Raw genomic sequence first — 25,052 nt, 5'->3', positions numbered from 1 at the left:
GGCTGACAACAGCGTCTGGGCCGCGGATGACGCGGCGTTGAGGCGAAATAATTTTTTACTGTTGTTCGTCGTGCTCGACGTCGCTGGGGTAGGTATGGCGCCAGAGCTCGAAGCCACCGTCTAGGCTGTAGACCTCGGAGAAGCCCTGGTTGACCAGGTAGGCGGCGGCGCTCTGGCTGGAGTGGCCGTGATAGCAGGTAACGATCAGTGGATGGTCGAGGTCGGCCGCAGCGATGAAGTCCGGCAGCGAATGGTTGTCCAGGTGCCGCGAGCCGCTGATATGGCCGTTGGCAAAGCTGTGCGGGTCGCGGATATCGACGATGACCGCGCCTGCATTGCGCATGGCGTGGGCCTGTTCCGGCGGGATGCGTTTGAAGTCGGTCATGCGGGTTTCCCGTGTTCGCATTCGCAGCGATGCATTTCGCCGCTGTCGAGGTTCATCAGGGTCATGGCGTTGCCCCAGACGCAGCCGGTGTCCAGCGCGAAGACGTTCGGCTCGTCGCAATGGCCTTCCAGGGCGGCCCAGTGGCCGAAGATCAGCTTGACGTTGCGGGTCTTGCGGCTGGCGTGACTGAACCAGGGCGCGTAGCCGGCTGGCGCGCTGTCGGCACCTTCCTTGGCGTCCAGGTCGAGCGTGCCGTCGGCCTTGCAGAAGCGCATGCGGGTGAAGTAGTTCGTGATCAGGCGCAGGCGCGGCACTCCGTGCAGCTCCTTGTTCCACTTCGCCGGCTGGTTGCCATACATGCCGTCGAGGAAGGGCAGCAGCAATGCATCGTCCTGCAGCGCCTGCTCAACCTCGGCGGCGCGACGCAGGGCCTTTTCCAGCGACCACTGCGGCGGGATGCCGGCGTGCACCATGGCGGTATGCCGCTCGGCGTCATGGTGAATGAGTTTCTGCTGGCGCAACCAGTCAATCAGGTCGGCGCGATCCGGAGCGTCGAGGATCGCCTGCAGGGTGTCGGACTTGCGCATGCGCTCGATGTTATGGGCCACCGCCAGCAGGTGCAGGTCGTGGTTGCCCAGCACGGTGATCGCGGAGGATTCGAGGTCGCGCACGAAACGCAGGGCTTCCAGCGACTGCGGGCCGCGGTTGACCAGATCACCGGCCAGCCACAGGCAATCCCGCGAGGGGCTGAAGTCGACCCGCTCCAGAAGGCAGGTCAGGGGTTCGAGGCAACCCTGCAGGTCGCCGACGGCATAGGTGGTCAATGCAATGCTCCGGGTACGGCAAGGCGGAACGGTGCGATGACGGCATCGAAGCTGTGACCGTCCTCGGCCACCATCTGATAGCTGCCCTGCATGCTGCCGACACAGGTCGGCAGCAACGTTCCGCTGGTGTAGACGTGGTGCTCGCCCGGTGCGATCAACGGTTGTTCGCCGATGACGCCGGCGCCACGCACTTCCTGCACGTGGCCGTCGCCGTCGGTGATGATCCAGTGTCGCGACAGCAGCTGCGCCGCCACCTCGCCTTTGTTCTCGATGGTTACGGTGTAGGCAAAGGCATAGCGGTTTTGTTCCGGCTCGGATTGCGCGGCCAGATAGCGGGGCGTGACGCTGACGTCGATGCGGTAGCGTGGGTCTTCGGTCATGGTCAGCTCGCGGGAGGCGCCAGGGCGGATGCCCTAGCTGCGCTCGGTCAGTTGATCGGAAAGGCGGACGAAGGCCGCCAGGTCCAGCTGTTCGGGGCGCAGACTGCCATCTACGCCCGCTGCCTCGATGGCTTCGGCATCCAGCAGGCCCTTGAGGGTGTTGCGCAGGGTCTTGCGCCGTTGATTGAACGCCTCGCGAACGACGCGCTCAAGCTGGCGGTGATCGCGCGCCGGATGAGGCAGCGTCTCGTGCGGCACCAGGCGAACGATCGCCGAATCGACCTTCGGTGCCGGGTTGAAGGCACCCGGGCCGACGTTGAACAGATGCTCCACCCGGCAGTGATACTGCACCATGATCGACAGCCGCCCCCAATCACCCCCGCCAGGTTGCGCGGCCAATCGCTCGACCACTTCCTTCTGCAGCATGAAGTGCATGTCACGGATCAGCTGGGCGTGTTCGAGCAGGTGGAAGATCAGCGGGGTCGAGATGTTGTAGGGCAGGTTGCCGACGATGCGCAGGCTGGCCGGCTCCTGGCTGAGCCGGCTGAAGTCGAACTTCAGGGCGTCGCCCTGGTTCAGGTTGAAGTTCTCGCGCCCGGCGAACTTGGCCTGAAGGATGGGGATCAGGTCCAGGTCGAGCTCGACGACATCCAGCTGGGCGCCGCTGTCGAGCAGCCCTTCGGTGAGGGCACCTTGCCCGGGACCGATCTCCACCAGTCGCTCACCCGGCTTGGCGTGGATCGCCCGCAGAATGCGGTGGATCACGCCGGCGTCGTGCAGGAAGTTCTGGCCGAAGCGTTTGCGCGCGCGGTGTTGGTAGTCGGACATGAAGGCAGCTCCAGGCTTCAAGCCGCAAGCGTCAAGCAAGAGCGTAAAGCGAAAAATGAAAGGAGCGAAGCTTACCAGCTGACTCGCCGGGCCGGCACCCATTGCGAGACGGATGCCGGGGTGGACCGCCTTCCTAAGCGGCGCCTGACATCTGATAGGCCGTTTCCAGCGCGACCTGCAGGCTGCCGATGTCGACGCGGCCGGTCCCGGCCAGGTCCAGCGCGGTGCCGTGGTCCACCGAGGTGCGTACGATCGGCAGGCCGAGGGTGACGTTGACCGCTGCGCCGAAGCCCTTGTACTTGAGCACCGGCAGGCCCTGATCGTGATACATCGCCAGCACTGCATCGCAGTGTTCGAGGTGCTTGGGGGTGAACAACGTGTCGGCGGGCAGTGGGCCGATCAGCTCGATGCCCTCCTCGCGCAGACCCGCCAGCGTCGGCTCGATGACTTCGATTTCCTCGCGCCCCAGGTGGCCGCCTTCCCCGGCATGGGGATTCAGGCCACAGACCAGAATGCGCGGGCGGGCGATGCCGAACTTGCTCACCAGGTCCGCGTGCAGGATGCGCGTGACCCGCTGCAGACGCTCGGCGGTGATCGCATCGGCGACATCCCTGAGCGGCAGGTGGGTGGTCACCAGCGCCACACGCAGGCCGCGCGTGGCGAGCATCATCACCACCTGTTCGGTGTGGGTCAGCTCGGCGAGAAATTCGGTGTGTCCCGAGAAGGGAATGCCGGCTTCGTTGATCACGCCCTTATGCACCGGGGCGGTAATCATGCCCGCGAAACTGCCGTCCAGGCAGCCGCGTCCGGCGCGGGTCAACGTCTCCAGTACATAGTGAGCGTTGCGCGGGTCGAGCTGGCCTGCCGTCACCGCTGTGGCGAGCGGTGTGTCCCAGACGTACAGACAGTTGGCTGGCGCGGGCTCGCCGGGCCAGTCCTGCGGTCCGGCATCGCGCAATTCGATGATCAGCCCCAGCTGTTCGGCGCGCTGGGCCAGCAGCGCGCGGCTGGCGATCGCCACCAGTGGCCGCGGTTGCGCCTGGCGTGCCAGCAACAGGCACAGATCCGGGCCGACGCCGGCCGGTTCGCCGGGCGTCAGAACGAAGGGGCGGGACGTGGGCATCGAGATTCTCCGCTAGGCATCGGGCGGTGATCCGCCGGAAATGAAAACGGGGTGGCGACCCTTTGGCCATCACCCCGCATTGCTGTTGCGTGTAGGTACCGCGTGCAGCTTAGAGCTTGACCTCGACGTAGGCCTCGTCACGGATCTGGCGCAGCCAGGCCTGCAGCTCTTCATCGTACTTGCGGTTGCGCAGCAGGCTCAGCGCCTGTTGCTCGCGGAACTGCTCGCTGGCATCGGTGGCGCGGCGGCCGAGCACCTCGAGGATGTGCCAACCATAGGGCGACTTGAATACCTGGGACAGCTCGCCACTGGGGGTGTTGGCCATGACTTCACGGAACTCGGGCACCAGCGAGGCCGGATCGATCCAGTTCAGGTCGCCACCGTTGAGAGCCGAACCCGGGTCCTCGGAGAAGCTCCTGGCCAGCTGAGCGAAATCTTCGCCGGCATTGATGCGGTCACGCAGACGCTGCACCAGCAGACGGGCTTCTTCGTCGCTGCGGATCGCGCTGGGCTTGATCAGGATGTGACGCACATGCACTTCGTCGCGCACCTGCGTCTCGCCACCACGCTTGTCCAGCAGCTTGAGCATGATGAAGCCCGGCGGCGTACGCACCGGCTGGGTCACTTCGCCGACCGACAGCTCGCGTACTTCTGTGTCGAACGGTGGCGGCAGCTGGGCGGCCTTGCGCCAACCCATGTCGCCACCTTCCAGCGCGTTCTCGCTGCCTGAGCGGGACACGGCCAGGCGGGCGAAGTCCGCGCCCTGCTGTAGCTGTTGATAGGTGTCCATGGCCGTCCGCTCGGCAGCCTGGATGGTGGCCGAGTCGGCACCTTCCGGCACGGCGATGAGGATATTGGCCAGGTGGTATTCCTCGGACAGCTGCAGCTTGCCGAGATCCGACGCGAGGAAGTTCTGCACCTCCTGATTGGACACCTGGATACGCTCGGCGACGCGGCGCTGACGCACACGGCTGATGACCATCTCGCGGCGGATCTGCTCGCGGGCGGTTTCCAGACTCAGGCCGTCACGGGCCAGCGCCTCGCGGAACTGCTCCAGCGACATGTTGTTGCGCTGGGCGATGGTGCCCATGGCCTGGTTGAGTTCTTCGTCGGAGATGCGGATGCCGGAGCGCTCACCGATCTGCAGCTGCAGATTCTCGGTGATCAGGCGCTCGAGCACCTGTTGTTGCAGCACGTCGGTCGGCGGCGCATCGGCGCCGCGCTTCTCGATGGTCTGCTGGACCTCGCGCATGCGCTGATTCAACTGGCTCTGCATGATGACGTCGTTATCGACGATCGCCACCACGCGATCCAGTGGTTGAATCTGGGCGAGGGCCGCAGGCGCGAGGGTCGCACCGCTCAGCAGCAGTGCGCCGAGCGCGAGCGGGCGCAGTACTTCAGAAAGCTTGGTCTTCACGTTCACGGTAGCCTTGGATGCCTTCGTCGAGGAAAGTTTCGGTCGCATTGCCGACTACGCCGCCGAGTCCCTTGAGGACGATCTGCAGGAAGATGCCGCGGTCCGGCTCGTCGTTGCGGTCGGGGTTGAGGCTGGTCTCGTCGTAGTCGATCCAGTAGCGATTGATCAGGCGCAGCTTCCAGCAGCAACTGTCGTACTCGAAGCCACCGAAGGCTTCCAGGGTGCGGCTGCGGCTGTAGTCATGCTGCCAGCGGGCGATGACGCTCCATTGCGGGACCACCGGCCAGATGACCGAGAAGTCGTGCTGGTTGATCTTGTAGTAGTCCTTGATGTACTCCGGCGTGCCCGGGGTGCCGTAGTCGCCGCCATAGGTCCATTCACCGGTCGCCTGGTCGAAGCGCATGGTGTCGTTGCGATAGCGATAACCGAGATTGACGATCTTGCCCGGGTTGTCGGCCGGCTGGTAATGCCACATGGCACTGCCGGAGCGGGTGCTGTGGCTGTCCGGATCCCAGTTGAAGGTCGAGGTGAAGCGCCAGTCTTGGTTGTAGCGGTACATGTACTCCAGCGCATACGGCGATACGTCGGCGGTGGCACTGGAGCGCGTGCGGTAATCGATGCCGCGCAGTTGAACCTTGCGGTCTTCGAAGTAGAACGCCTGGCCAATGCTGAAGCGCTGGCGCTCGAAACCGTTGGGTTCGACCCAGCGGCTGGTGACGCCGAGCGAAACCTGATTGGCATCGCCGATGCGGTCCTTGCCGGAGAAACGGTTCTCGCGCCAGAGCGAGGAATAGCTGAAGCTGCTCTCGCCGGTATCGAAGATCGGAATATCGTCCTGATCCTCCTCCGGCACATAGAGATAGAACAGGCGTGGCTCGAGGGTCTGACGATAGTCCTTGCCGAACCACTGGGTGTTGCGATCGAGATACAGGCCGCTGTCGACGCTGAAAATCGGCACGCTGCGGTTCTGGCTGCTGTCGAAGGATTCGTAGCTCGCCAGCGTGCTCTGGCCGCGGCCATCCAGGTCCAGGTCGTACTGGGTGTAGGCGTACTTGAGCGACGGCTTGAGGAAGCCCCACGACCAGTTCAGCGGGAGGCTGACCCCAGGTTCCAGATGGAGGCGTTCGCCCTCGGCACGGGTCAGGCCGCGCAGGCGATCGTCATACCACTGCTCCGGATTGCCGTCTTCATTGATGAAGTTGCCGCTGCGCAGGCTGCGCTGGAAGCTGACGAACTCGGTCTTGTAAGCGAAGTTCAGGCCGCCCGGCTGGAAAGGCAGGCGCCCGTCCAGGGTCAGCTGTGGCAGGCGCTCGTAAGGCGTGATGTCGGCCACCGTGGCGCGCTCGTAGGCATGCATGTTCAGGCGCGCGGTGTAGGTGTTGCCGCGGTACGTGAGCGTGCCGCGCTGATCGAGATGATCGGGCTGGTTGATGTTGAGGTTGGTATCCAGATCCTGGAAGTAGTAGGGATCGCTGATATCGGTGTAGTCCACCTCGGCGAGCCAGCGCGAATCCAGGCCGGTACGGTTCTGCCAGCTGTACATCCAGCGCTGGTCCTCGTACTCGGACTGCAGTTTGCGGTCGTCGTTGCTGTCATCCAGGTATGCGGCGCCGAATTGGCCCTCGCTGCTGCGCGTCAGGTAGCGGAATTCGCCTTCCATCAGCAGGCCGCGGTCGGTCATCAGGTGCGGATACAGCGTGGCGTCGAAATTCGGCGCCAGGTTGATGTAGTAGGGCGTCTGTACCGAAAAGCCGTTGTCGCTGGACGAACCGATGCTCGGTGCGAGGAAGCCCGACTGGCGACGGTCATCGATTGGGAAGTGGATATAAGGTGTGTAGAACACCGGAATATCCTTGACCCGCAGCGTGACGTTGGTTGCCGAACCGAAGCCGGTGGCCGGGTTCAGCGTGACGTTGTTGCCTTTCAGGTGCCAGGTATTTTCGCCCGGTTCGCAGCTGGTGTAGGTGCCATCCTTGAGGCGGATGATCGCGGTCTCTTCGCGCTTGGCGTACTGCGCGCTGCCGCGGACCTTGCCGGAGTGCACGACATATTCGGCGTTCTCCACCTTGGCTTCGCCGCTGTCGAGGAAGATCTCGGCGCGGTCGCCGACCAGCAATGCATCGCGGTCGCGGAAGCGGACGTTGCCGGTCAGCTCGCCGCGGTTCTCCAGCTGGTGCAGGCTGGCTTCATCCGCCTCGACCTGGATGCTGCCCTGGCGCAGAACCACATCGCCAGCGAGGGTGGCGATTTCCTGCTCCTGCTCGTAGCGGGTGGCCTTGGCCGACACGTAGGTTGGCGCTTCGCTCATCGGCGTGGTGTCGAATTTGCCGGGACGGTCAGGCTCGATATAGGTGCCTGCGCAGTACGGGCCGGTTTCGGCGAGCTGAGCGGGTGTCAGCTGATCACGCGGCACCCAGTCCAGATGGCTGTAGTCGGCACTGCGTGAGGCCAGCGCGCGGCCCTTGCTTTCGGTGACCAGTTTGGTCGTGGCTGTCGGCTGCTGCGCCTGGGCAGTGCCTGGCTTGGCAGTGGCCACAGTGCTCACGGCGCTGCCGCTATGGGCCGGGCGCGGAGGCAGAGCGGGGCTGGCCGCGTTGGAGGCGCAGTTCCAGCCCCCGGATGCGTCTGGCTGGCAGGCGAACTGTTCGGCGGCGAAAACAAAAGGAACAGCTACCGGTTGCAATGCGAGCAGACCGCCAGTAACCAATAGAGGGAATTTTTTACGAAACGCGGGGTATTTGACTGCCATCTTGTTTTTTGGTCCGTGCTTGCGGCGAGCCATCGGCCGGCTGGGCCGCACGCCTCTCGATGGGCTGAGAAAGATGCAGGATAATAAAGCATGACCCGCCTATCGGCTAGCGCCGTGGAGACCCCCTGGATGCCGCATCAAGATCAACGTCTGCTGGACCTCAGCGCCTGGCTGGACCAGCAACTACCGGAACTCTTCGCCCGTTGCGGCTGGGGCGAAGTACCGACCGCGGAGCTCACCGCGGCGAGCAGCGATGCCAGTTTTCGTCGTTACTTCCGCTGGCAAGGCGGCGAGCGCAGCCTGATCGTGATGGACGCGCCGCCACCCCAGGAAGACTGCCGTCCCTTCGTCAAGGTGGCGCAGATGCTGGACGAAGCCGGTGTGCATGTACCGCAGGTGCTGGCTGCTGACCTGCAGCGTGGCTTTTTGCTGCTGACCGACCTCGGACGTCAGACCTATCTGGACGTGATCGACGCGGGTAACGCCGATCAGCTGTTCGATGATGCCATCGAGGCGCTGCTCAAGTTCCAGCTGCAGCCGGTCGCGCAGGCAATGCCGGCCTATGATGAGGCCTTGCTGCGGCGCGAACTGCAGCTGTTTCCCGAATGGTACGTGCAGCGCCACCTGGGCCATGCGCTCAGCGAAGCGCAGCAGGGCGCGTGGGAGCGCATCTGCCGGCTGCTGATCGACTCGGCCCTGGCGCAACCACGGGTTCTGGTGCATCGCGACTACATGCCGCGCAACCTGATGATCAGTGAGCCCAACCCTGGGGTCCTGGACTTTCAGGACGCGGTGCTCGGCCCGGTCAGCTACGACATCACCTCGCTGTTCAAGGACGCCTTCCTCAGCTGGCCCGAGCCGCAGGTACGGGCGTGGCTGGAGGTCTATTGGGGCCGTGCCCGTGCGGCGGGCGTGGCGCTGCCCGAGTCGTTCGAGGAATTCCTGCGCGCCAGTGATCTGATGGGGGTGCAACGTCACCTCAAGGTGATCGGCATCTTCGCGCGAATCTGCCACCGCGACGGCAAACCCCGTTATCTCGCCGATGTGCCGCGTTTCTTCGCCTATATCGAGGCCGTGCTGGCGCGGCGGCCGGAGCTGGGCGAGTTGCGGCAGCTGATCGCCGAGCTGCCAAAGGCGCCGCAGGCATGAAGGCCATGATCCTCGCCGCGGGCAAGGGCGAGCGCCTGCGCCCCTTGACCCTGCACACGCCCAAGCCGCTGGTGCGCGCCGCCGGCGTGCCGCTGATCGAGTATCACGTTCGTGCCCTGGCGACCGCCGGCTTCGACGAGCTGGTGATCAACCATGCCTGGCTCGGGCAGCAGATCGAGGACTATCTCGGCGATGGCAGCCGCTTCGGCGTGGCGATCCGCTATTCGGCCGAAGGCGAGCCGCTGGAGACCGGCGGCGGAATCCACCGGGCCCTGGGCCTGCTTGGCGATGAGCCATTCCTGGTGGTCAACGGCGATATCTGGACCGACTACGATTTCGCCCGGCTACGCAAACCGCTCGATGGGCTGGCCCACCTGGTGCTGGTCGACAATCCGCCTCACAACCCCGGCGGCGATTTCCGCCTGGCCGCCGAGCGTGTCGTGACAGTCGAAGGAGAAGGCGACGCGCTGACCTACAGCGGCATCTCGGTGCTGCATCCTGCCTTGTTCGAAGGCTGTCAGGCCGGTGCCTTCAAGCTCGCACCCCTGTTGCGGCGTGCCATGGCCGACCAGCAGGTGAGCGGCGAGCGTTTCGCAGGCATCTGGATCGACGTCGGTACCCACGAACGGCTGGCGGAAGTCGAACGGATACTCGAGGCGCGGCGCTGAGATGTTCTGGCCCATTACCCTGCTGGGGCTGTTGATCGGCTGGTTGCTCGCCAGCATTCCCGGTGCCCTGCTCGGCGGTCTGCTGGGCCAGGTGCTGGATCGCCGTCTGGGGCTCGACTCATGGGCCAGCCTGCGCGAGCGGCTGGCCGGCAAGCCGGCGCTGAAGGGCAACGAGCTGCTGTTCTTCTTGCTAGGTCGCCTGGCCAAGAGCGGCGGGCGTGTCAGTCCTGCTCATATCCAGGCAGCACGCGAGGAGATGCGCCGCCAGGGCCTCGATGCAGCGGCGCAGCAGCTGGCCATCGCCGCGTTCAATCGCGGCAAGGCCAGCGGCGACGGCTTGCGTGTGACCCTGCAGCGGCTCCGCGGTCAGCGTGAAGAAGGCCGCCGCCTGATCCAGGCCTGCTGGCGCATGGCGCGGGCACAGGGAAGCATGGGCGCCCGGGAGCATGAGCTGGTGTTGCTCTGGGGCAAGTGGCTGGGTTGGGATGCTGCGGAGGTGGCGGCGCTCGATCAGGGCGCAGCGCGGCGCAACGAGGCGCCGGCCGGGCGAGGAGGAGCCTACGAGCAGGCCCTGCAGCTACTGGGCGTGCGTCAGGACAGCGACCCGCAGCTGATCAAACGGGCGTATCGCCGGCTGCTGAGCAAGCATCACCCGGACAAGCAGGCTGGCGCGGGAGCGAGCCCGGCGCAGGTTCGCGAAGCGACCGAGCGCACCCGCGAGCTGCACAGCGCTTACGCACTGATCCGCGAGCGCCGCGGCTTTCGCTGAGGCGCTCAGCGCACCGGCTTGCGCTCGAGCCAGCCGCGCACCCGGCGCACCAGCTGCTCCTGATCGCCGTAGCGATCACCTTCCAGGTTCGGCAGGGCAACCTGTCGATAATCCGGATGTCCGGCGCGGCGCATGGCGTTGCGTCGCTGCATGGCCTGCCGCTGGGCAACCGGGCGGTCGCCAGTGTGGAAGTCGCCGATGCCGACCGCCAGCTTCGCCAGATCATCATCCAGGCCTTTCTCGGCGTCTGCCGGCGCGCGCGGATCGACCAGGACCAGCTGGGCGATCTCCTTCGACGGTGTCTGCGCGAGATAGCGGGCAGCCCAGTAAGCTCCCGTACCATGGCCGAGCAGGGTGATCGTCGGTGCCTGCAAGGTCCGGGCATGTTCGATGGCGGCCGCCAGTCGCGCCTGCATGCGCTCGGCGTGGCTGGGCCGCGGCGCATCCTGCTCGGCTGCAGTCGCGTCAGGCTCGTCACTGTCCGCCGGGGCTGTCTGTTCGGGTAGATAGCCAGCCGAATCGGGCGGCGCAGCAGGCTGTTCGGTCTCGCTGTCGCTGTCCCCGGTGGGCCTATCGGCCGCAGCCGATGGCTCGGGTGGCGGCAGGCGCGGGCCGGGACTCAGCTCCGGATCGTCGGGCGTCAGGCTGAGGGTATGCCAGCCATGTGCCGCCAGGCCCCGTCTAAGCGGGCCGACCGCCCGCGGCCAGTCGGCCGTCTCGCCTTCGCCCGGCACGATGACCACCACCCCGCGGGGCTTGGCGGTATTGGCTGGCTGCCAGAGTGCAAGAAACCTGTCGTCGCCGCCCAGCTCGATCTGCGCCGCCGTCTCGAGCTGCCGCTGCAGCCCGGCAGCCAATGCCTCGCCGCGGGTCTGCGGGGCCGGACGCGGGCGGGAGGCTGGCTCATCCGCCGGCGTCTGCTCGGCGGCTTCCGGCTCCTGAGCCTGAGCAACAGACGGCAGGCTGCCACCGAGCGCAACGCTGAGCAGGAGCACGATAGCGGGCAGGCGGCACATGGGCTCTCTCCGGATAGCGGCCGGCACCACGCTGGCGCCGGCAGGGGTTATGCATTACAACAGCGTGTCGGCACGCCCATCAATCGCGTGAATATATGTTCGCTCTATCCCTGCGCCTCTTTCTTCTGCTCAGCCTGGCCACGCCGTTTGCCGCTGGCGCCGTGTCGCTGGATGCCGCCAGTCGTGCCTGGCTCGAACAGCATGCCGAATGGCGGGTGGGCGTGGTGATGGGCGCGCCGTATGCCGAATATGACCAGCGTCAGCGGCGCCTGTCCGGATTCCATGTGCAGCTGATGGAACAGCTTGCCGCCGAACTCGGCGTGCGGCTGCAATGGCGCCGCTTCAACGACGAGGCGGCACTGCAGGAGGCGGCGCTGGAAGGCAGGATCGACGTGGCACCCGGGCTGCGCCAGACGCCGGCCGGGTTGCGCCTGTGGCGCTACAGTGATCCTTTCCTGCGCATCCCGCGGCTGATCGTCGGTGATCGCGGTGGTCCACGCGCCGTCGACCTGGAATACCTGCATCCCAGCGAGCTGGTTGCCGCGGCGGGGCCGGGGCCGGTCAGCGAGTTCCTTGCCAGCAACTACCCCAATATCACCGTGCTCACCGCGGCGAGCCAGGCCGATGCCTTGCGCCAGGTACTGGAGGGCAAGGCCAGCTACGCGGTCGTCGACGAGCCGCTGTTCGCTCGTCTGTCGCAACAGCTCGAATACGACGCCCTGGCAGTGGTCGGCGACCTGGGCAACCCGCAGCTGCTGCGGATCGCTTCGCGGCGCGACAGCCCCGAGCTCGCCGCGGTGCTCGACGCCGCGCTGCGGCAGTTCCCGGCTCGGGAGTTCGGCCAGCTGCAGGAACAATGGCTCAAGCCTCGCAGCATCGACCTTGGGCGCGAGGTCGGCTACTGGCGAAGCCTGGCCTTGCTGCTGGGCGTATTGCTGCTGGCCTGCCTGTTGATGCTGGCCTGGCAGCGACGTCAGCATGGCCTGCTGGAAAGTCGGCTGAAGACCGCACGCCGCGACATCGAGCTGCGCGAGGCGGCCGAGGAAGCGCAGCGGCTGACGCAGTTCTGTCTCGATCACAGCACTGTCGGCATCCTCTGGCTCAACTGGGACAGCCGAGTGCGCTACGCCAATCAGGCCGCCGAACTGCTGCTCGGGCATTCGTCCGGTGGCTTGCTCGACCTGCCGCTGGAAACCTTCGACTCGGCGCTGGGCATGGATGCCTGGCTGGCGCGTTGGCGGGCCGCGCGCACGGGCGAAGACGACCGCCAGGTGCATGAATGCGAGTGGCAGCGCGCCGACGGCCAGCGCTTTCCGGCGGCGGTCACCTACAGCTTCCTGCGATTCGGCAGCCGCGAATACCTGGTGGTCTTTCTCGCCGACATCACCGAGCGCCGCCGCGCCAGCGCCCAACTGCAGGAGAGCGAGGCGCGCCTGAAGGCCATGGCGGGCAACGTGCCGGGCTTGGTGTTTCGCCTGGAGCGCGACGGGCCGCAGGCGCCGGTACGGGTCGCCTATATCAGTGAAGCCAGCCAGCGCCTGGTGGGCTACTCTGCCGAGCGCCTGTTGCAGCCGGGGCAGGGCATCCGCAGCCTGGTGCACGCCGATGACGAGGCCGGCTACTGGGCCAGCCAGCAGCTGGCGCTGGAGAAAAGCCAGGACTGGCGCTGGCAGGGGCGCATTCTCAATCGCGATGGCGACGTGCGTTGGGCCGATATCCGCGCTTCCGTACGCGGCCAGCCGGATGGCCGCCAGGTGTGGGACGGTATCGTCTGGGACATCACCGAGAACAAGCGCATCGAGCTGGAGCTGGATGCCTCGCGCGCGCAATTGCGCCAGCTGGCCGCGCACCTGGAGACGGTGCGCGAGGAGGAGAAGGCGCACATCGCGCGCGAGGTGCATGACGAGCTGGGCCAGGTGCTGACCGCGCTGAAGCTCGAGACCTCGATGTGCGAGCTGGGCTTCGCCGAGCTCGATCCGGCGCTGGCGCAGCGGCTGGACAGCATGAAGCGGCTGATCGCCCAGCTGTTCCAGCGGGTGCGCGACGTGGCCACGGCGCTACGCCCGCCGATCCTCGACGCCGGCATCGCTTCGGCGGTGGAGTGGCAGGCGCGGCGCTTCGAGGAACGCAGCGGCGTGGCCTGCCTGGTCGAGGTGCCCGAGTGCCCGCCCGCGCTGGGCAATGCCAAGGCCATCGGCCTGTTCCGTATCCTTCAGGAGTCGTTGACCAACGTGATGCGCCATGCCCGCGCACAAACGGTCAGCGTGCAGCTGCAGCTCGAGGGCGACATGCTCTGCCTGCGCGTCAGCGATGACGGCTGTGGCTTCGCCGACGCGGCGCGCAGCGCGGGCAGCTCGTTCGGTCTGGTGGGCATGCGCGAGCGCATCCAGATGCTCGGCGGCCAGCTCTGCATCGACAGTCAGCCCGGCGAGGGCACTACCATCACGGCACGGGTCCCGCTGGACCCGCTGCCACTTCCTTCACCTGCAAGCACTGGAGCACTGCCGTCATGATCAGGGTCATGGTCGCCGAGGATCACACCATCGTCCGTGAGGGCATCAAACAGTTGATCGGTATGGCGCGCGACATGCAGGTGGTCGGCGAGGCCGCCAACGGCCAGCAGTTGCTCGACCAGCTGCGCCAGGTCAGCTGCGACGTGGTGCTGCTGGACCTTTCCATGCCCGGCGTCAACGGCCTCGAGGCGATCCCACGGATTCGCGCGCTGAGCCAGCCGCCGGCGGTGCTGGTGCTGTCGATGCACGACGAAGCGCAGATGGCGGCGCGGGCACTGAAGATAGGTGCCGCCGGCTACGCGACCAAGGACAGCGAGCCGGCGCTGCTGTTGACTGCCTTGCGCAAGGTGGCCGGTGGCGGGCGCTACATCGATCCGGCACTGGCCGACCGCATGGTCTTCGAGGTCGGTCTGACCGATTCGCGGCCGCCCCATGCATTGCTTTCCGAGCGCGAGTACTCGGTGTTCGAACGCCTGGTGCAGGGCGATTCGGTAAACGACATCGCCGGCAAGCTGGCCCTGAGCAGCAAGACCATCAGCACCCACAAGGCCCGCCTGATGCAGAAGCTGGCCGCGCATTCCGTGGCCGACCTGGTGCGCTACGCCATGGAGCACAAGCTGGTCTGAGCTCCCGCCCGCCGACCCGTCTGTAGGGCGTTCCCTACACGCGACTCTCCTGCACGCCTAGGGCAATCGCTCCGCTGCACCGATTTTTCCGCCGCCGCTGCGCTTCTACGCTGTGGCCACGGTTCAACGGTTAGGCAGGTGCAGCAGCATGGTCGAGTCAACGACGAACGATATCCTGGTGAGCTTTCGCGGCGTCCAGAAGAGTTATGACGGCGAGTCGCTGATCGTCAGGGATCTGAACCTGGACATCCGCCGCGGCGAATTCCTCACCCTGCTCGGGCCGTCCGGCTCGGGCAAGACCACCAGCCTGATGATGCTGGCCGGTTTCGAGACGCCCACCGCGGGGGAGATTCTCCTCAATGGCCGGGCGATCAACAACGTGCCGCCGCACAAGCGCGACATGGGCATGGTGTTTCAGAACTACGCGCTGTTCCCGCACATGACCGTGTCGGAAAACCTGGCGTTTCCCCTCAGCGTGCGCGGCATGGCCAAGCCGGACATCAAGGAGCGGGTCAAGCGCGCGCTGGCGATGGTCCAGCTGGAGGGCTTTCGCAACCGCTATCCGGCGCAGCTTTCCGGTGGCCAGCAACAGCGCGTGGCGCTGGCCCGCGCGCTGGTGTTCGAGCCGCAGCTGGTGCTGATGGACGAACCGCTGGGCGCACTGGACAAGCAGCTGCGCGAGCAGATGCAGATGGAGATCAAGCATCTGCACGAGCGCCTCGGCGTCACCGTGGTGTACGTCACCCACGACCAGGGTGAGGCGCTGACCATGTCCGATCGGGTGGCGGTGTTCCATCAGGGCCAGATCCAGCAGATCGAAGACCCGCGCACCCTGTACGAAAAGCCGTTGAACACCTTCGTCGCCAACTTTCTCGGCGAAAACAACCGGCTGCCGGCGCACCTGCTGGAGCGGCGTGGCGAGAGCTGCACGGTCAAGCTCGGCCGCGGCGAAACCGTCGAGGCGCTGGCGGTCAATGTCGGTGCGACGGGGGAGCCGGTCAGCCTGTCGATCCGTCCGGAGCGGGTGCTGCTCAACGGTGCCAGTGCCAGCTGCCCGAACCGCTTCACCGGGCGCGTTGCCGAGTTCATCTACCTGGGCGACCACATCCGCATCCGTCTCGAGGTCTGCGGCGTCAGCGATTTCTTCGTCAAGCAGCCGATCGCCGAGTTCGACCAAGCCCTGCGCGTGGGCGACGTGGTGCCGATCGGCTGGCACGTCGAGCACGTCCGCGCGCTCGACCCGCTGCAGGCGGCCTGAGCCACTCCCGCAGCACCCCCAAACAACTGCATCAAGGAGCGAACTGTCATGAGCAACTACCTGAAACTGTCCGCGCTGGCGCTCGGGCTCGTCTGTGCCGGGCACGCGGTTGCCGAGAACCTCACTGCGGTGAGCTTCGGCGGCGCCAACAAGCAGGCCCAGGTGAAGGCCTTCTATCAGCCGTGGGAAGCCGCCGGTCACGGCCGCATCGTCGCCGGCGAATACAACGGCGAAATGGCCAAGGTCAAGGCGATGGTCGACACCAACAGTGTGTCGTGGAACCTGGTGGAGGTGGAGTCGCCTGAGCTGGCGCGCGGTTGTGACGAGGGGCTGTTCGAGGAGCTCGATCCGGGCGTCGTCGGCAATCCGGACGATTTCGTCGAGGGTGCGATACAGCCCTGCGGCGTTGGCTTCTTCGTCTGGTCGACGGTACTCGCCTATAACGCCGACAAGCTCAAGAGCGCGCCGTCCGGCTGGGCGGACTTCTGGGATACCGAGAAATTCCCGGGCAAGCGCGGCCTGCGCAAGGGTGCCAAGTACACCCTGGAATTTGCGCTGATGGCCGATGGTGTGCCGGCCAAGGAGGTCTATCAGGTGCTGGCCACCAAGGACGGCCAGAACCGCGCCTTCAGGAAGCTCGATCAGCTCAAGCCGCATATCCAGTGGTGGGAAGCCGGCGCGCAGCCGCCGCAGTTCCTCGCCTCCGGCGACGTGGTGATGAGCAGCGCCTACAACGGCCGCATCGCTGCCGTGCAGAACGAGAGCAACTTGCAGATCGTCTGGAACGGCGGCATCTACGACTTCGATTCCTGGGCCATCCCCAAGGGTGCCAAGAGTCAGGAGCAGGCACGCAAGTTCATCGCCTTCACCGTCGAGCCGCAGCAGCAGAAGGCCTACGCCGAGAACATCGCCTATGGCCCGGCGAACACTCAGGCCGTGTCGCTGCTGGATGAAAAGCGCCTGGCGCAGATGCCCACCGCGCCGGAGAACATTGCCGACCAGGTGGCGATGGACGTGACCTTCTGGGCCGACTACGGCGAACAGCTCGAACAGCGTTTCAACGCCTGGGCAGCACGCTGACCCTGGAGCCCCGCCGCACTGGCGGGGCCGGTCCCAGCCATCGGAACGAATCTCGGAGTCTTCATGGCCACAGCAATATCCCTGCCGGCGAACCAGATCGCCGAGCCCAATCTGAAACAGCGACTGGCACGGGCCGAACGGGTGAACAAGCTCAAGTCGCAGGCGCTGATTCTGCCGCTGCTGCTGTTCGTGTTGCTGACCTTCCTGGTGCCCATCGCCTCGCTGCTCTGGCGCAGTGTCGAGAATCCGGAGGTGGTGAACACGTTGCCGCGCACGCTGGAGGCGCTGGCCGCATGGGATGGTCGCGGACTGCCGGCGGAACCCGCCTACCAGGCGTTGGCCGAGGACCTCTATCAGGCGCGTCGCGAGCAAACCCTGGGCGATCTGTCCAAGCGCCTGAACATGGAGCTGGCCGGCTACCGCAGCCTGCTGACCAAGACCGCGCGAGCGCTGCCGTTCCGCGAGACGCCCGCGTCGTATCAGGAGGCGCTGGAGTCGCTCGACGAGCGCTGGGGCGATCCGGCGTTCTGGCAGATCATCCAGCGTAACGACAGTGCGGTGACCGGTTATTACCTGCTGGCGGCGCTGGATCACCGCATCGACGAGCTGGGTGAACTGGCCAAGGTCTCGCCGGATCAGGCGGTGTATCTGGACATCTTTGCCCGCACGTTCTGGATGGGCCTGGTGATCACGGTGATCTGCCTGCTGCTGGCCTATCCGCTGGCCTATCTGTTGGCCAACCTGCCGGCGCGGCAGAGCAACCTGCTGATGATCCTGGTGCTGCTGCCGTTCTGGACCTCGATTCTGGTGCGCGTCGCCGCGTGGATCGTGCTGCTGCAGTCGGGCGGGCTGATCAACGGCGCGCTGCTCAAGATGGGCCTGATCGACGAGCCGCTGCAGCTGGTGTTCAACCGCACCGGTGTGTACATCGCCATGGTGCACATTCTGCTGCCGTTCATGATCCTGCCGATCTACAGCGTGATGAAGAACATCTCGCCGAGCTACATGCGTGCGGCGGTCTCGCTGGGCTGTCATCCGTTCGCCAGCTTCTGGCGGGTGTACTTCCCGCAGACGCTGGCCGGGGTCGGTGCCGGCAGCCTGCTGGTGTTCATCATCGCCATCGGCTACTACATCACCCCGGCGCTGCTCGGCAGCCCGAACGACCAGATGGTCAGCTATTTCGTCGCCTTCTATACCAACACCACCATCAACTGGGGCATGGCCACGGCGCTGGGCGGCCTGCTGCTGCTCGCCACCATGCTGCTGTACGTCATCTACAGCTGGCTGGTCGGTGCCAGCCGTCTGCGGCTGGGTTGAGATGAGCCACGTCGCGGCGCGGCCGCCTTTTCAGAGTCTTCATGCCGGGCAGGAGAACCGTTCATGCTGAGCCCCTACATGTCGCCCGTCGAACGGGCCTGGTACTACGCGCTGCGCATCCTCTGCGCGCTGGTGCTGCTGTTTCTGATCGTGCCGGTGCTGGTCATCGTGCCGCTGTCGTTCAACTCCGGCTCGTTCCTGGTCTATCCGCTGCAGGGGTTCTCGTTGCGCTGGTACGAGGCGCTGTTCACCTCGGCGGACTGGATGCGCTCGCTGAAGAACAGTCTGCTCATCGCCCCGGCTGCGACCTTGCTCGCCGTGGTCCTTGGCACGCTGGCGGCGGTCGGCCTGACTCGCGCGGAGTTCCGCGGCAAGGCGCTGCTGATGACGGTGCTGATCTCGCCGATGGTGGTGCCGGTGGTGATCATCGGTGTCGCCAGCTACTTGTTCTTCGCCCCGCTGGGCATGGGCAACAGCTACCTGTCGCTGATCCTGGTGCACGCGGTGCTCGGCGTGCCCTTCGTGATCATCACGGTGTCGGCGACGCTGCAGGGCTTCAACTACAACCTGGTGCGCGCCGCGGCCAGCCTTGGCGCCTCGCCGCTGACCGCGTTCTTCCGGGTAACCCTGCCGCTGATCGCACCGGGGGTTATTTCCGGCGCGCTGTTCGCCTTCGCCACCTCGTTCGATGAAGTGGTGGTGACGCTGTTCCTCGCCGGCCCCGAGCAGATCACCCTGCCGCGGCAGATGTTCAGCGGCATCCGCGAGAACCTCAGTCCGACCATCGCCGCCGCGGCGACGTTGCTGATCGGCTTCTCCATCGCTCTGCTGCTGACCCTGGAGTGGCTGCGAGGCCGCGCCGAGAAGCTGCGCACCCAACAACCTGCCTGACGGAATACGCACATGACTCTGCAACTTGGGCAACCCGATCTGTTGCGCCAAACGGCCTATCTCAACGGTGAATGGTGCGAGGCCGACAGTGGCGCGCGCACCGAGATCTTCAACCCGGCCACCGGCGAGCTGATCGGCGTCGTGCCGAACATGGGCCGTGGTGAAACCCGCCGCGCCATCGAAGCCGCGCAGGCAGCCCAGCCGGCCTGGCGCGCGCTGACCGCGAAGGAGCGCGCTGAGCGCCTGCGGCGCTGGTACGAACTGATGCTGGAGAATCAGGAAGACCTGGCGCGGATCATGACCGCCGAACAGGGCAAGCCGCTGGCCGAGGCACGCGGCGAAGTGGCCTACGCCGCATCCTTCCTCGAATGGTTCGCCGAGGAAGGCAAGCGCCTGTACGGCGACGTGATCCCGGCTCACGCGGGCGACAAGCGCATCCTGGTGCAGAAGGAGCCGGTCGGTGTCACCGCGGCAATCACGCCGTGGAATTTCCCCAGCGCGATGATCACCCGCAAGGCCGGCCCGGCCCTCGCCGCGGGCTGTGCCATGGTGCTCAAGCCGGCACCGCAGACACCATTCTCGGCGCTGGCACTGGCCGCACTGGCCGAGCGTGCGGGCATCCCGGCGGGGCTGTTCAGCGTGATCACCGCCGATGCCGCCACGTCCCGCGAAGTGGGCGCCGAGCTCTGTGAACACCCGGTGGTGCGCAAGCTCTCGTTCACCGGCTCGACGGCGGTGGGCATCAAGCTGATGCAGCAGTGCGCGCCGACGCTCAAGAAGCTCTCGCTGGAGCTGGGCGGCAACGCACCCTTTATCGTCTTCGACGACGCCGATCTGGACGCGGCGGTCGAGGGCGCGATGATCTCCAAGTACCGCAACGCCGGGCAGACCTGCGTATGTGCCAATCGCATCTACGTGCAGGACGGCATCTACGACGCCTTCGTCGACAAATTCTCCGCGGCGGTCGCGCGGCTGAAGGTCGGCAACGGAGCGGAGGAGGGCGTGACCACCGGTCCGCTGATCGACGCCGCAGCCGTGGCCAAGGTGCAGCGCCATCTGCAGGACGCGCTCGCCAAGGGTGCCACCCTGCTGGCCGGTGGCAAACCCCATGCGTTGGGTGGCAACTTCTTCGAACCGACGCTGGTGGGCGGCGTCACTGCCGAGATGGCCGTGGCGCGCGAGGAAACCTTCGGCCCGCTGGCGCCGCTGTTCCGCTTCCGCGATGAGGCCGAGGTGATCCGCCAGGCCAACGACACCGAGTTCGGCCTTGCTGCCTACTTCTATGCACGCGACCTGAGCCGCGTGTTCCGTGTCGCCGAGGCGCTGGAGTACGGCATGGTGGGCATCAACACCGGGGTGATATCCACCGAGGTGGCGCCGTTCGGTGGCATGAAGGCATCGGGCCTCGGTCGTGAGGGCTCGAAGTACGGCCTGGATGAATACGTGGAAATCAAATACCTGTGCCTGGGCGGCATCTGACCAAGCGGCTCAAATCAGGCGTGCAAAATAATGCACGGAGTTTTACTGTAATCCGAACGCTCCGGATGGTGCGGCAGTCGATCATCGTATGCTGCCGCGTCCGCTTCCTGGCGTTCTTTCCGACCCGTGCCGACGATGAGCGGCTACCGAGGAGCTTATGAGCAAGACCAACGAATCCCTGATGCAACGCCGTGTCGCCGCCGTTCCCCGTGGCGTCGGCCAGATCCACCCGATCTTTGCCGACCACGCGAAGAACAGCAGCGTGGTGGATGTGGAGGGCCGCGAGTTCATCGATTTCGCCGGCGGCATCGCAGTGCTGAATACCGGCCACCTGCACCCGAAGATCGTCAAGGCGGTGGAAGACCAGCTGCACAAGCTCACCCACACCTGCTTCCAGGTGCTGGCCTACGAGCCGTACGTCGAGCTGTGCGAGAAGATCAACGCCCGGGTGCCGGGTGATTTCGCCAAGAAGACTCTGCTGGTCACCACCGGCTCCGAGGCCGTGGAGAACGCGGTGAAGATCGCCCGCGCCGCCACCGGCCGTGCCGGCGTGATTGCCTTCACCGGCGCCTATCACGGCCGCACCATGATGACCCTCGGTCTGACCGGCAAGGTCGCCCCGTACTCCGCCGGCATGGGCCTGATGCCGGGCGGGATCTTCCGTGCGCAGTATCCCTGCGCGATCCATGGTGTCAGCGTCGATGACTCGATCGCGAGCATCGAGCGCATCTTCAAGAACGACGCCGAGCCGCGCGACATCGCCGCGATCATCGTCGAACCGGTGCAGGGCGAGGGCGGCTTCAATGTCGCGCCGAAGGATTTCATGGCCCGCCTGCGCGCGCTCTGCGACGAGCACGGCATCCTGCTGATCGCCGACGAGGTGCAGACCGGCGCCGGACGCACCGGCACCTTCTTCGCCATGGAGCAGATGGGCGTGGTTGCCGACCTGACCACCTTCGCCAAATCCGTCGGTGGTGGTTTCCCGATTGCTGGTGTCTGTGGCAAGGCCGAGATCATGGATGCCATCGCACCCGGCGGGCTGGGCGGCACCTATGCCGGCAACCCGTTGTCCTGCGCGGCGGCGCTGGCGGTCATGGAAATCTTCGAGGAGGAGCATCTGCTCGACCGCTGCAAGGCCGTGGCGGAGAAGCTCACCGCCGGCCTCAAGGCGATCCAGGCCAAGCACAAGGAGATCGGCGAGGTGCGCGGCCTCGGCGCGATGATCGCCATCGAGCTGTTCGAGGAGGGCGACCTGGCGCGACCGGCCGCGGCGCTGACGTCGCAGATCGTCGCCCGGGCGCGGGAGAAGGGCTTGATCCTGCTGTCCTGCGGTACCTACTACAACGTGCTGCGCGTGCTGGTGCCGCTGACCGTCGAGGACGAGCTGCTCGAGCGCGGCCTGGCCATCCTCGGCGAGTGTTTCGACGAGCTGACCTGATCCGACCTGGCGCGCCGGCATTCGTGGGCGGATGTCAGGCGCGCCGCAACCCTGACCCCTCGGGTACAATGCGCGGCATCTTGCCGTGCTACCCGAGGTCGTCATGCAGCCGTTCGCCATCGCCCCTTCGATTCTTTCCGCCAATTTCGCCCGCCTGGGCGAGGAAGTGGACAACGTGCTGGCCGCCGGCGCCGACATCGTCCATTTCGACGTGATGGACAACCACTACGTGCCCAACCTGACCATCGGCCCGATGGTCTGCTCGGCGCTGCGCAAGCATGGCGTCACCGCGCCCATCGACGTGCACCTGATGGTCAAGCCGGTGGATCGCATGATCGGCGACTTCCTTGAGGCCGGCGCGACTTACATCACCTTCCACCCGGAAGCCTCGGAGCACATCGACCGTTCGCTGCAGCTGATCAAGGACGGCGGTGCCAAGGCCGGTCTGGTGTTCAACCCGGCGACATCGCTGGACGTGCTCAAGTACGTCATGGATAAGATCGACATGGTTCTGCTGATGAGCGTCAACCCCGGCTTTGGCGGGCAGAAGTTCATTCCCGGCACGCTGGACAAGCTGCGCGAGGCGCGCGCCCTGATCGACGCCAGCGGCCGTGAGATTCGCCTGGAGATCGATGGCGGCGTCAATCCGAAGAACATCCGCGAGATCGCCGCAGCAGGCGCCGACACCTTCGTCGCCGGCTCGGCCATCTTCAACCAGCCGGACTACAAGGCGGTGATCGACCAGATGCGCGCCGAGCTGGCGCTGGCCCGCCCATGACTCGCCTGGAGCAACTGTTCGACGGCACGCTGCCACGGCTGGTGATGTTCGATCTGGACGGCACCCTGATGGACTCGGTACCGGACCTGGCCGCCGCGGTGGACAAGATGCTGATGCTGCTCGGTCGCGAGCCCGCCGGCATCGAGCGGGTACGCGACTGGGTCGGCAATGGCTCGCGGGTGCTGGTGCGTCGCGCCTTGGCCGGGCAGCTGGACCATGACGGTGTGGGCGACGAGCTGGCTGACGAGGCGCTGGCGCTGTTCATGCAGGCCTACGCCGGCGGCCACGAGCTGACCGCTGTCTATCCGGGCGTTCGTGACTGTCTGGACTGGCTGCGCGAGCGTAGGGTGAAACTGGCAATCATCACCAACAAGCCGGCGCAGTTCATCGAACCGCTGCTGGAGGAGAAGGGGCTGGCCGGTTACTTCGATTGGCTGGTCGGTGGCGATACCTTGCCGCAGCAGAAACCCGATCCGGCGGCGCTGTTCTGGGTGATGGACAAGGCGGGCGTTGCGCCCAGCGAATCGCTGTTCGTTGGGGACTCACGCAACGACGTACGGGCTGCCAAGGCCGCGACAGTACGCTGTGTCGCGCTTACCTACGGCTACAACCACGGCGAGCCCATTGCGGATGAGCAGCCGGCGCTGGTGCTCGACGACCTGCGCGAGCTGGTTGCTTCGGCTTCGGGCCTGCGCTAGTGTGGCCGGACTCTTTTTGACCCACCGAAGAGATCAGCTCGTGGTGCTCACCCGCAGACAATGGATGAAAGTCATCAAGGCCCTGGCCCGTTGGCGCTGGCGCGCCTGACTTTTTCCTGCCGGCCAGGCCGGCGCGTTTGCCGTTGTTCGTTCGAACCCTCCTCAGACCACGAGGCTGACATGACCCGCGAAGAATTCCTGCGTTTGGCCGCCGAAGGCCATAACCGCATCCCCCTGTCGTTCGAAACCCTTGCCGACTTCGACACGCCGCTGTCGCTATACCTGAAACTGGCCGATGCGCCGAACTCCTATCTGCTCGAATCCGTTCAGGGCGGCGAGAAGTGGGGGCGCTATTCGATCATCGGCCTGCCATGCCGCACCGTGCTGCGCGTGCAGGACCACCGCATCAGCGTGACTACCGATGGCGTCGAGACCGAGGCCTGCGAGGTCGAGGACCCGCTGGCCTTCGTCGAGTCCTTCCAGCAGCGCTACCGCGTCGCGCCGGTCGAAGGCCTGCCGCGCTTCAATGGCGGGCTGGTCGGCTACTTCGGCTACGACAGCGTGCGCTATGTCGAGCGCAAACTGGGCAGTTGCCCCAACCCGGATCCGCTGGGCACACCGGATATCCTGCTGATGGTTTCCGACGCCGTGGTCGTGTTCGACAACCTCGCCGGCAAGCTGCACTGCATCGTGCTGGTCGACCCGTCGCAGCCGGAAGCCTATGAGGCAGGTCAGGCCCGCCTGCAGGCGCTGCGGGCGAAGCTGCGCCAGTCGATCACCCCGCGCCTGGGCCTGGATTTCGAAAGGAGCAACGGTGCCGAGCCGACCTTCCGCTCCAGCTTCAGCCGCGAGGATTACGAGCAGGCGGTCAATCGCATCAAGGACTACATCCTCGCCGGCGACTGCATGCAGGTGGTGATTTCCCAGCGCATGTCGATCCCGTTCAAGGCTGCGCCGATCGATCTCTACCGCGCACTGCGCTGCTTCAACCCGACGCCCTACATGTACTTCTTCAACTTCGGCGACTTCCACGTGGTGGGGTCGTCGCCGGAAGTGCTGGTGCGCGTCGAGGAAGGTCTGGTCACGGTCCGCCCCATCGCCGGCACCCGTCCACGCGGCGCCAACGAAGAAGCTGATCTGGCGCTGGAGCAGGACCTGCTCAGCGATGCCAAGGAGCTTGCCGAACACCTGATGCTGATCGACCTGGGGCGCAACGACGTCGGTCGTGTCGCCCAGACCGGCACGGTGCGGCTGACCGAGAAGATGGTCATCGAGCGCTATTCGAATGTCATGCACATCGTTTCCAACGTCACCGGCCAGCTCAAGGCGCCCCTGACGGCGATGGACGCGCTGCGCGCGATCCTTCCGGCCGGCACGCTCTCGGGTGCACCGAAGATTCGCGCCATGGAAATCATCGACGAGCTCGAGCCGGTCAAGCGTGGTGTGTACGGCGGCGCCGTCGGCTATCTCGCCTGGAACGGCAACATGGATACCGCCATCGCCATCCGTACCGCGGTGATCAAGGACGGCGAGCTGCATGTGCAGGCCGGTGCCGGCATCGTTGCCGACTCGCAGCCGGCCCTTGAATGGGAAGAGACGCTGAACAAGCGCCGCGCCATGTTCCGCGCGGTAGCCCTCGCCGAGCGCGACGAGCAGGAGAACTGAT

22 protein-coding genes are annotated in these 25,052 nt (G+C 65.8%); 14 read left to right on the top strand and 8 right to left on the bottom strand.

Annotated elements, in window-relative coordinates:
- Window positions 1-55 precede the first annotated feature (55 nt).
- From glpE to ACVRRC_RS00160, 7 genes are all read right to left on the bottom strand, one after another.
- Entirely contained in the window at window positions 56-385 is a 330-nt protein-coding gene (gene glpE, locus ACVRRC_RS00190) for a thiosulfate sulfurtransferase GlpE (RefSeq protein WP_011911935.1), read from the bottom strand.
- A complete protein-coding gene (locus tag ACVRRC_RS00185) occupies window positions 382-1,209 on the bottom strand; it encodes a symmetrical bis(5'-nucleosyl)-tetraphosphatase (RefSeq protein ID WP_049340792.1) in 828 nt (275 codons plus the stop codon). The genes glpE and ACVRRC_RS00185 overlap by 4 nt, the downstream gene beginning before the upstream one ends.
- Entirely contained in the window at window positions 1,206-1,589 is a 384-nt protein-coding gene (gene apaG, locus ACVRRC_RS00180; protein ID WP_013981676.1) for a Co2+/Mg2+ efflux protein ApaG, read from the bottom strand. The genes ACVRRC_RS00185 and apaG overlap by 4 nt, the downstream gene beginning before the upstream one ends.
- 33 nt (window positions 1,590-1,622) lie before the next feature.
- Window positions 1,623-2,417, bottom strand: a complete 795-nt coding sequence (gene rsmA, locus ACVRRC_RS00175; RefSeq protein WP_013981677.1) for a 16S rRNA (adenine(1518)-N(6)/adenine(1519)-N(6))-dimethyltransferase RsmA — start codon at window positions 2,415-2,417, stop codon at window positions 1,623-1,625.
- Window positions 2,418-2,550: 133 nt separating this feature from the next.
- Window positions 2,551-3,540, bottom strand: a complete 990-nt coding sequence (pdxA, locus tag ACVRRC_RS00170) for a 4-hydroxythreonine-4-phosphate dehydrogenase PdxA (RefSeq protein WP_472996477.1) — start codon at window positions 3,538-3,540, stop codon at window positions 2,551-2,553.
- A gap of 109 nt (window positions 3,541-3,649) precedes the next feature.
- Complete coding sequence (locus ACVRRC_RS00165) at window positions 3,650-4,957, bottom strand: peptidylprolyl isomerase (RefSeq protein ID WP_061373903.1); 1,308 nt, start codon at window positions 4,955-4,957, stop codon at window positions 3,650-3,652.
- Window positions 4,938-7,706 (bottom strand): LPS-assembly protein LptD, encoded by a 2,769-nt coding sequence (locus ACVRRC_RS00160; RefSeq protein WP_472996475.1) that lies wholly within the window; start codon window positions 7,704-7,706, stop codon window positions 4,938-4,940. Before ACVRRC_RS00160 ends, ACVRRC_RS00165 begins: the two co-directional genes overlap by 20 nt.
- A 129-nt stretch (window positions 7,707-7,835) precedes the next feature.
- Here ACVRRC_RS00160 and ACVRRC_RS00155 point away from each other — a divergent pair, with 129 nt between their 5' ends.
- From ACVRRC_RS00155 to ACVRRC_RS00145, 3 genes are read left to right on the top strand one after another with little or no spacing between them, the layout of a single operon-like run.
- The gene (locus ACVRRC_RS00155; RefSeq protein ID WP_017244313.1) at window positions 7,836-8,855 is read left to right on the top strand and encodes an aminoglycoside phosphotransferase family protein; all 1,020 of its coding nucleotides are present in this window, start codon (window positions 7,836-7,838) and stop codon (window positions 8,853-8,855) included.
- Complete coding sequence (murU, locus tag ACVRRC_RS00150; protein ID WP_472996473.1) at window positions 8,852-9,523, top strand: N-acetylmuramate alpha-1-phosphate uridylyltransferase MurU; 672 nt, start codon at window positions 8,852-8,854, stop codon at window positions 9,521-9,523. The genes ACVRRC_RS00155 and murU overlap by 4 nt, the downstream gene beginning before the upstream one ends.
- 1 nt (window position 9,524) lies before the next feature.
- On the top strand, window positions 9,525-10,292 hold the full coding sequence (locus ACVRRC_RS00145; RefSeq protein WP_011911944.1) for a TerB family tellurite resistance protein: 768 nt from the start codon (window positions 9,525-9,527) through the stop codon (window positions 10,290-10,292).
- A gap of 5 nt (window positions 10,293-10,297) precedes the next feature.
- Here ACVRRC_RS00145 and ACVRRC_RS00140 read toward each other — a convergent pair whose 3' ends face one another.
- Window positions 10,298-11,308, bottom strand: a complete 1,011-nt coding sequence (locus tag ACVRRC_RS00140) for an alpha/beta hydrolase family protein (protein ID WP_472996471.1) — start codon at window positions 11,306-11,308, stop codon at window positions 10,298-10,300.
- Between the two features lie 95 nt (window positions 11,309-11,403).
- On the opposite strand from ACVRRC_RS00140, the gene ACVRRC_RS00135 reads away from it, so the two are divergent.
- The 11 genes from ACVRRC_RS00135 to trpE all read left to right on the top strand — a co-directional run bounded on the left by ACVRRC_RS00135 (window position 11,404) and on the right by trpE (window position 25,051).
- Window positions 11,404-13,821, top strand: coding sequence for a PAS domain-containing sensor histidine kinase (locus ACVRRC_RS00135; RefSeq protein ID WP_472996470.1), 2,418 nt, complete (start codon window positions 11,404-11,406; stop codon window positions 13,819-13,821).
- On the top strand, window positions 13,818-14,447 hold the full coding sequence (locus tag ACVRRC_RS00130) for a response regulator (protein WP_011911947.1): 630 nt from the start codon (window positions 13,818-13,820) through the stop codon (window positions 14,445-14,447). The genes ACVRRC_RS00135 and ACVRRC_RS00130 overlap by 4 nt, the downstream gene beginning before the upstream one ends.
- A gap of 148 nt (window positions 14,448-14,595) precedes the next feature.
- Window positions 14,596-15,705: an ABC transporter ATP-binding protein gene (locus ACVRRC_RS00125; RefSeq protein ID WP_472996468.1), complete on the top strand. Its 1,110-nt coding sequence runs from the start codon at window positions 14,596-14,598 to the stop codon at window positions 15,703-15,705.
- Window positions 15,706-15,753: 48 nt separating this feature from the next.
- Complete coding sequence (locus ACVRRC_RS00120; protein WP_125843169.1) at window positions 15,754-16,785, top strand: ABC transporter substrate-binding protein; 1,032 nt, start codon at window positions 15,754-15,756, stop codon at window positions 16,783-16,785.
- A gap of 63 nt (window positions 16,786-16,848) precedes the next feature.
- Window positions 16,849-18,102: an ABC transporter permease gene (locus tag ACVRRC_RS00115; RefSeq protein ID WP_079328149.1), complete on the top strand. Its 1,254-nt coding sequence runs from the start codon at window positions 16,849-16,851 to the stop codon at window positions 18,100-18,102.
- A gap of 63 nt (window positions 18,103-18,165) precedes the next feature.
- Window positions 18,166-18,993: an ABC transporter permease gene (locus ACVRRC_RS00110; protein WP_011911951.1), complete on the top strand. Its 828-nt coding sequence runs from the start codon at window positions 18,166-18,168 to the stop codon at window positions 18,991-18,993.
- Between the two features lie 18 nt (window positions 18,994-19,011).
- A complete protein-coding gene (gabD, locus tag ACVRRC_RS00105; RefSeq protein WP_472996754.1) occupies window positions 19,012-20,472 on the top strand; it encodes an NADP-dependent succinate-semialdehyde dehydrogenase in 1,461 nt (486 codons plus the stop codon).
- A gap of 157 nt (window positions 20,473-20,629) precedes the next feature.
- Complete coding sequence (gabT, locus tag ACVRRC_RS00100; RefSeq protein WP_019405636.1) at window positions 20,630-21,910, top strand: 4-aminobutyrate--2-oxoglutarate transaminase; 1,281 nt, start codon at window positions 20,630-20,632, stop codon at window positions 21,908-21,910.
- Between the two features lie 103 nt (window positions 21,911-22,013).
- On the top strand, window positions 22,014-22,688 hold the full coding sequence (rpe, locus tag ACVRRC_RS00095; protein WP_472996466.1) for a ribulose-phosphate 3-epimerase: 675 nt from the start codon (window positions 22,014-22,016) through the stop codon (window positions 22,686-22,688).
- Window positions 22,685-23,386, top strand: a complete 702-nt coding sequence (locus tag ACVRRC_RS00090; RefSeq protein WP_192475516.1) for a phosphoglycolate phosphatase — start codon at window positions 22,685-22,687, stop codon at window positions 23,384-23,386. Before rpe ends, ACVRRC_RS00090 begins: the two co-directional genes overlap by 4 nt.
- Window positions 23,387-23,566: 180 nt before the next feature.
- Window positions 23,567-25,051 carry an anthranilate synthase component I gene (gene trpE, locus ACVRRC_RS00085; RefSeq protein ID WP_020307794.1) on the top strand — a complete coding sequence of 495 codons (1,485 nt, stop codon included), beginning with the start codon at window positions 23,567-23,569 and terminating at the stop codon, window positions 25,049-25,051.
- Window position 25,052 lies beyond the last annotated feature (1 nt).

The organism is Stutzerimonas sp. LR2, assembly GCF_055755175.1.
This window is presented reverse-complemented; position numbering and strand designations above follow the sequence as displayed.

Bases quoted from the DNA above. Each gene is read 5' to 3' on its own strand.
- glpE (WP_011911935.1), bottom strand. From the start codon at position 385: ATGACCGACTTCAAACGCATCCCGCCGGAACAGGCCCACGCCATGCGC.
- ACVRRC_RS00135 (WP_472996470.1), top strand. From the start codon at position 11,404: ATGTTCGCTCTATCCCTGCGCCTCTTTCTTCTGCTCAGCCTGGCCACG.
- ACVRRC_RS00145 (WP_011911944.1), top strand. From the start codon at position 9,525: ATGTTCTGGCCCATTACCCTGCTGGGGCTGTTGATCGGCTGGTTGCTC.
- rsmA (WP_013981677.1), bottom strand. From the start codon at position 2,417: ATGTCCGACTACCAACACCGCGCGCGCAAACGCTTCGGCCAGAACTTC.
- ACVRRC_RS00110 (WP_011911951.1), top strand. From the start codon at position 18,166: ATGCTGAGCCCCTACATGTCGCCCGTCGAACGGGCCTGGTACTACGCG.
- trpE (WP_020307794.1), top strand. From the start codon at position 23,567: ATGACCCGCGAAGAATTCCTGCGTTTGGCCGCCGAAGGCCATAACCGC.
- gabT (WP_019405636.1), top strand. From the start codon at position 20,630: ATGAGCAAGACCAACGAATCCCTGATGCAACGCCGTGTCGCCGCCGTT.
- ACVRRC_RS00115 (WP_079328149.1), top strand. From the start codon at position 16,849: ATGGCCACAGCAATATCCCTGCCGGCGAACCAGATCGCCGAGCCCAAT.
- ACVRRC_RS00130 (WP_011911947.1), top strand. From the start codon at position 13,818: ATGATCAGGGTCATGGTCGCCGAGGATCACACCATCGTCCGTGAGGGC.
- ACVRRC_RS00160 (WP_472996475.1), bottom strand. From the start codon at position 7,706: ATGGCAGTCAAATACCCCGCGTTTCGTAAAAAATTCCCTCTATTGGTT.
- murU (WP_472996473.1), top strand. From the start codon at position 8,852: ATGAAGGCCATGATCCTCGCCGCGGGCAAGGGCGAGCGCCTGCGCCCC.
- ACVRRC_RS00120 (WP_125843169.1), top strand. From the start codon at position 15,754: ATGAGCAACTACCTGAAACTGTCCGCGCTGGCGCTCGGGCTCGTCTGT.
- ACVRRC_RS00090 (WP_192475516.1), top strand. From the start codon at position 22,685: ATGACTCGCCTGGAGCAACTGTTCGACGGCACGCTGCCACGGCTGGTG.
- ACVRRC_RS00125 (WP_472996468.1), top strand. From the start codon at position 14,596: ATGGTCGAGTCAACGACGAACGATATCCTGGTGAGCTTTCGCGGCGTC.
- pdxA (WP_472996477.1), bottom strand. From the start codon at position 3,540: ATGCCCACGTCCCGCCCCTTCGTTCTGACGCCCGGCGAACCGGCCGGC.
- ACVRRC_RS00140 (WP_472996471.1), bottom strand. From the start codon at position 11,308: ATGTGCCGCCTGCCCGCTATCGTGCTCCTGCTCAGCGTTGCGCTCGGT.
- rpe (WP_472996466.1), top strand. From the start codon at position 22,014: ATGCAGCCGTTCGCCATCGCCCCTTCGATTCTTTCCGCCAATTTCGCC.
- apaG (WP_013981676.1), bottom strand. From the start codon at position 1,589: ATGACCGAAGACCCACGCTACCGCATCGACGTCAGCGTCACGCCCCGC.
- ACVRRC_RS00155 (WP_017244313.1), top strand. From the start codon at position 7,836: ATGCCGCATCAAGATCAACGTCTGCTGGACCTCAGCGCCTGGCTGGAC.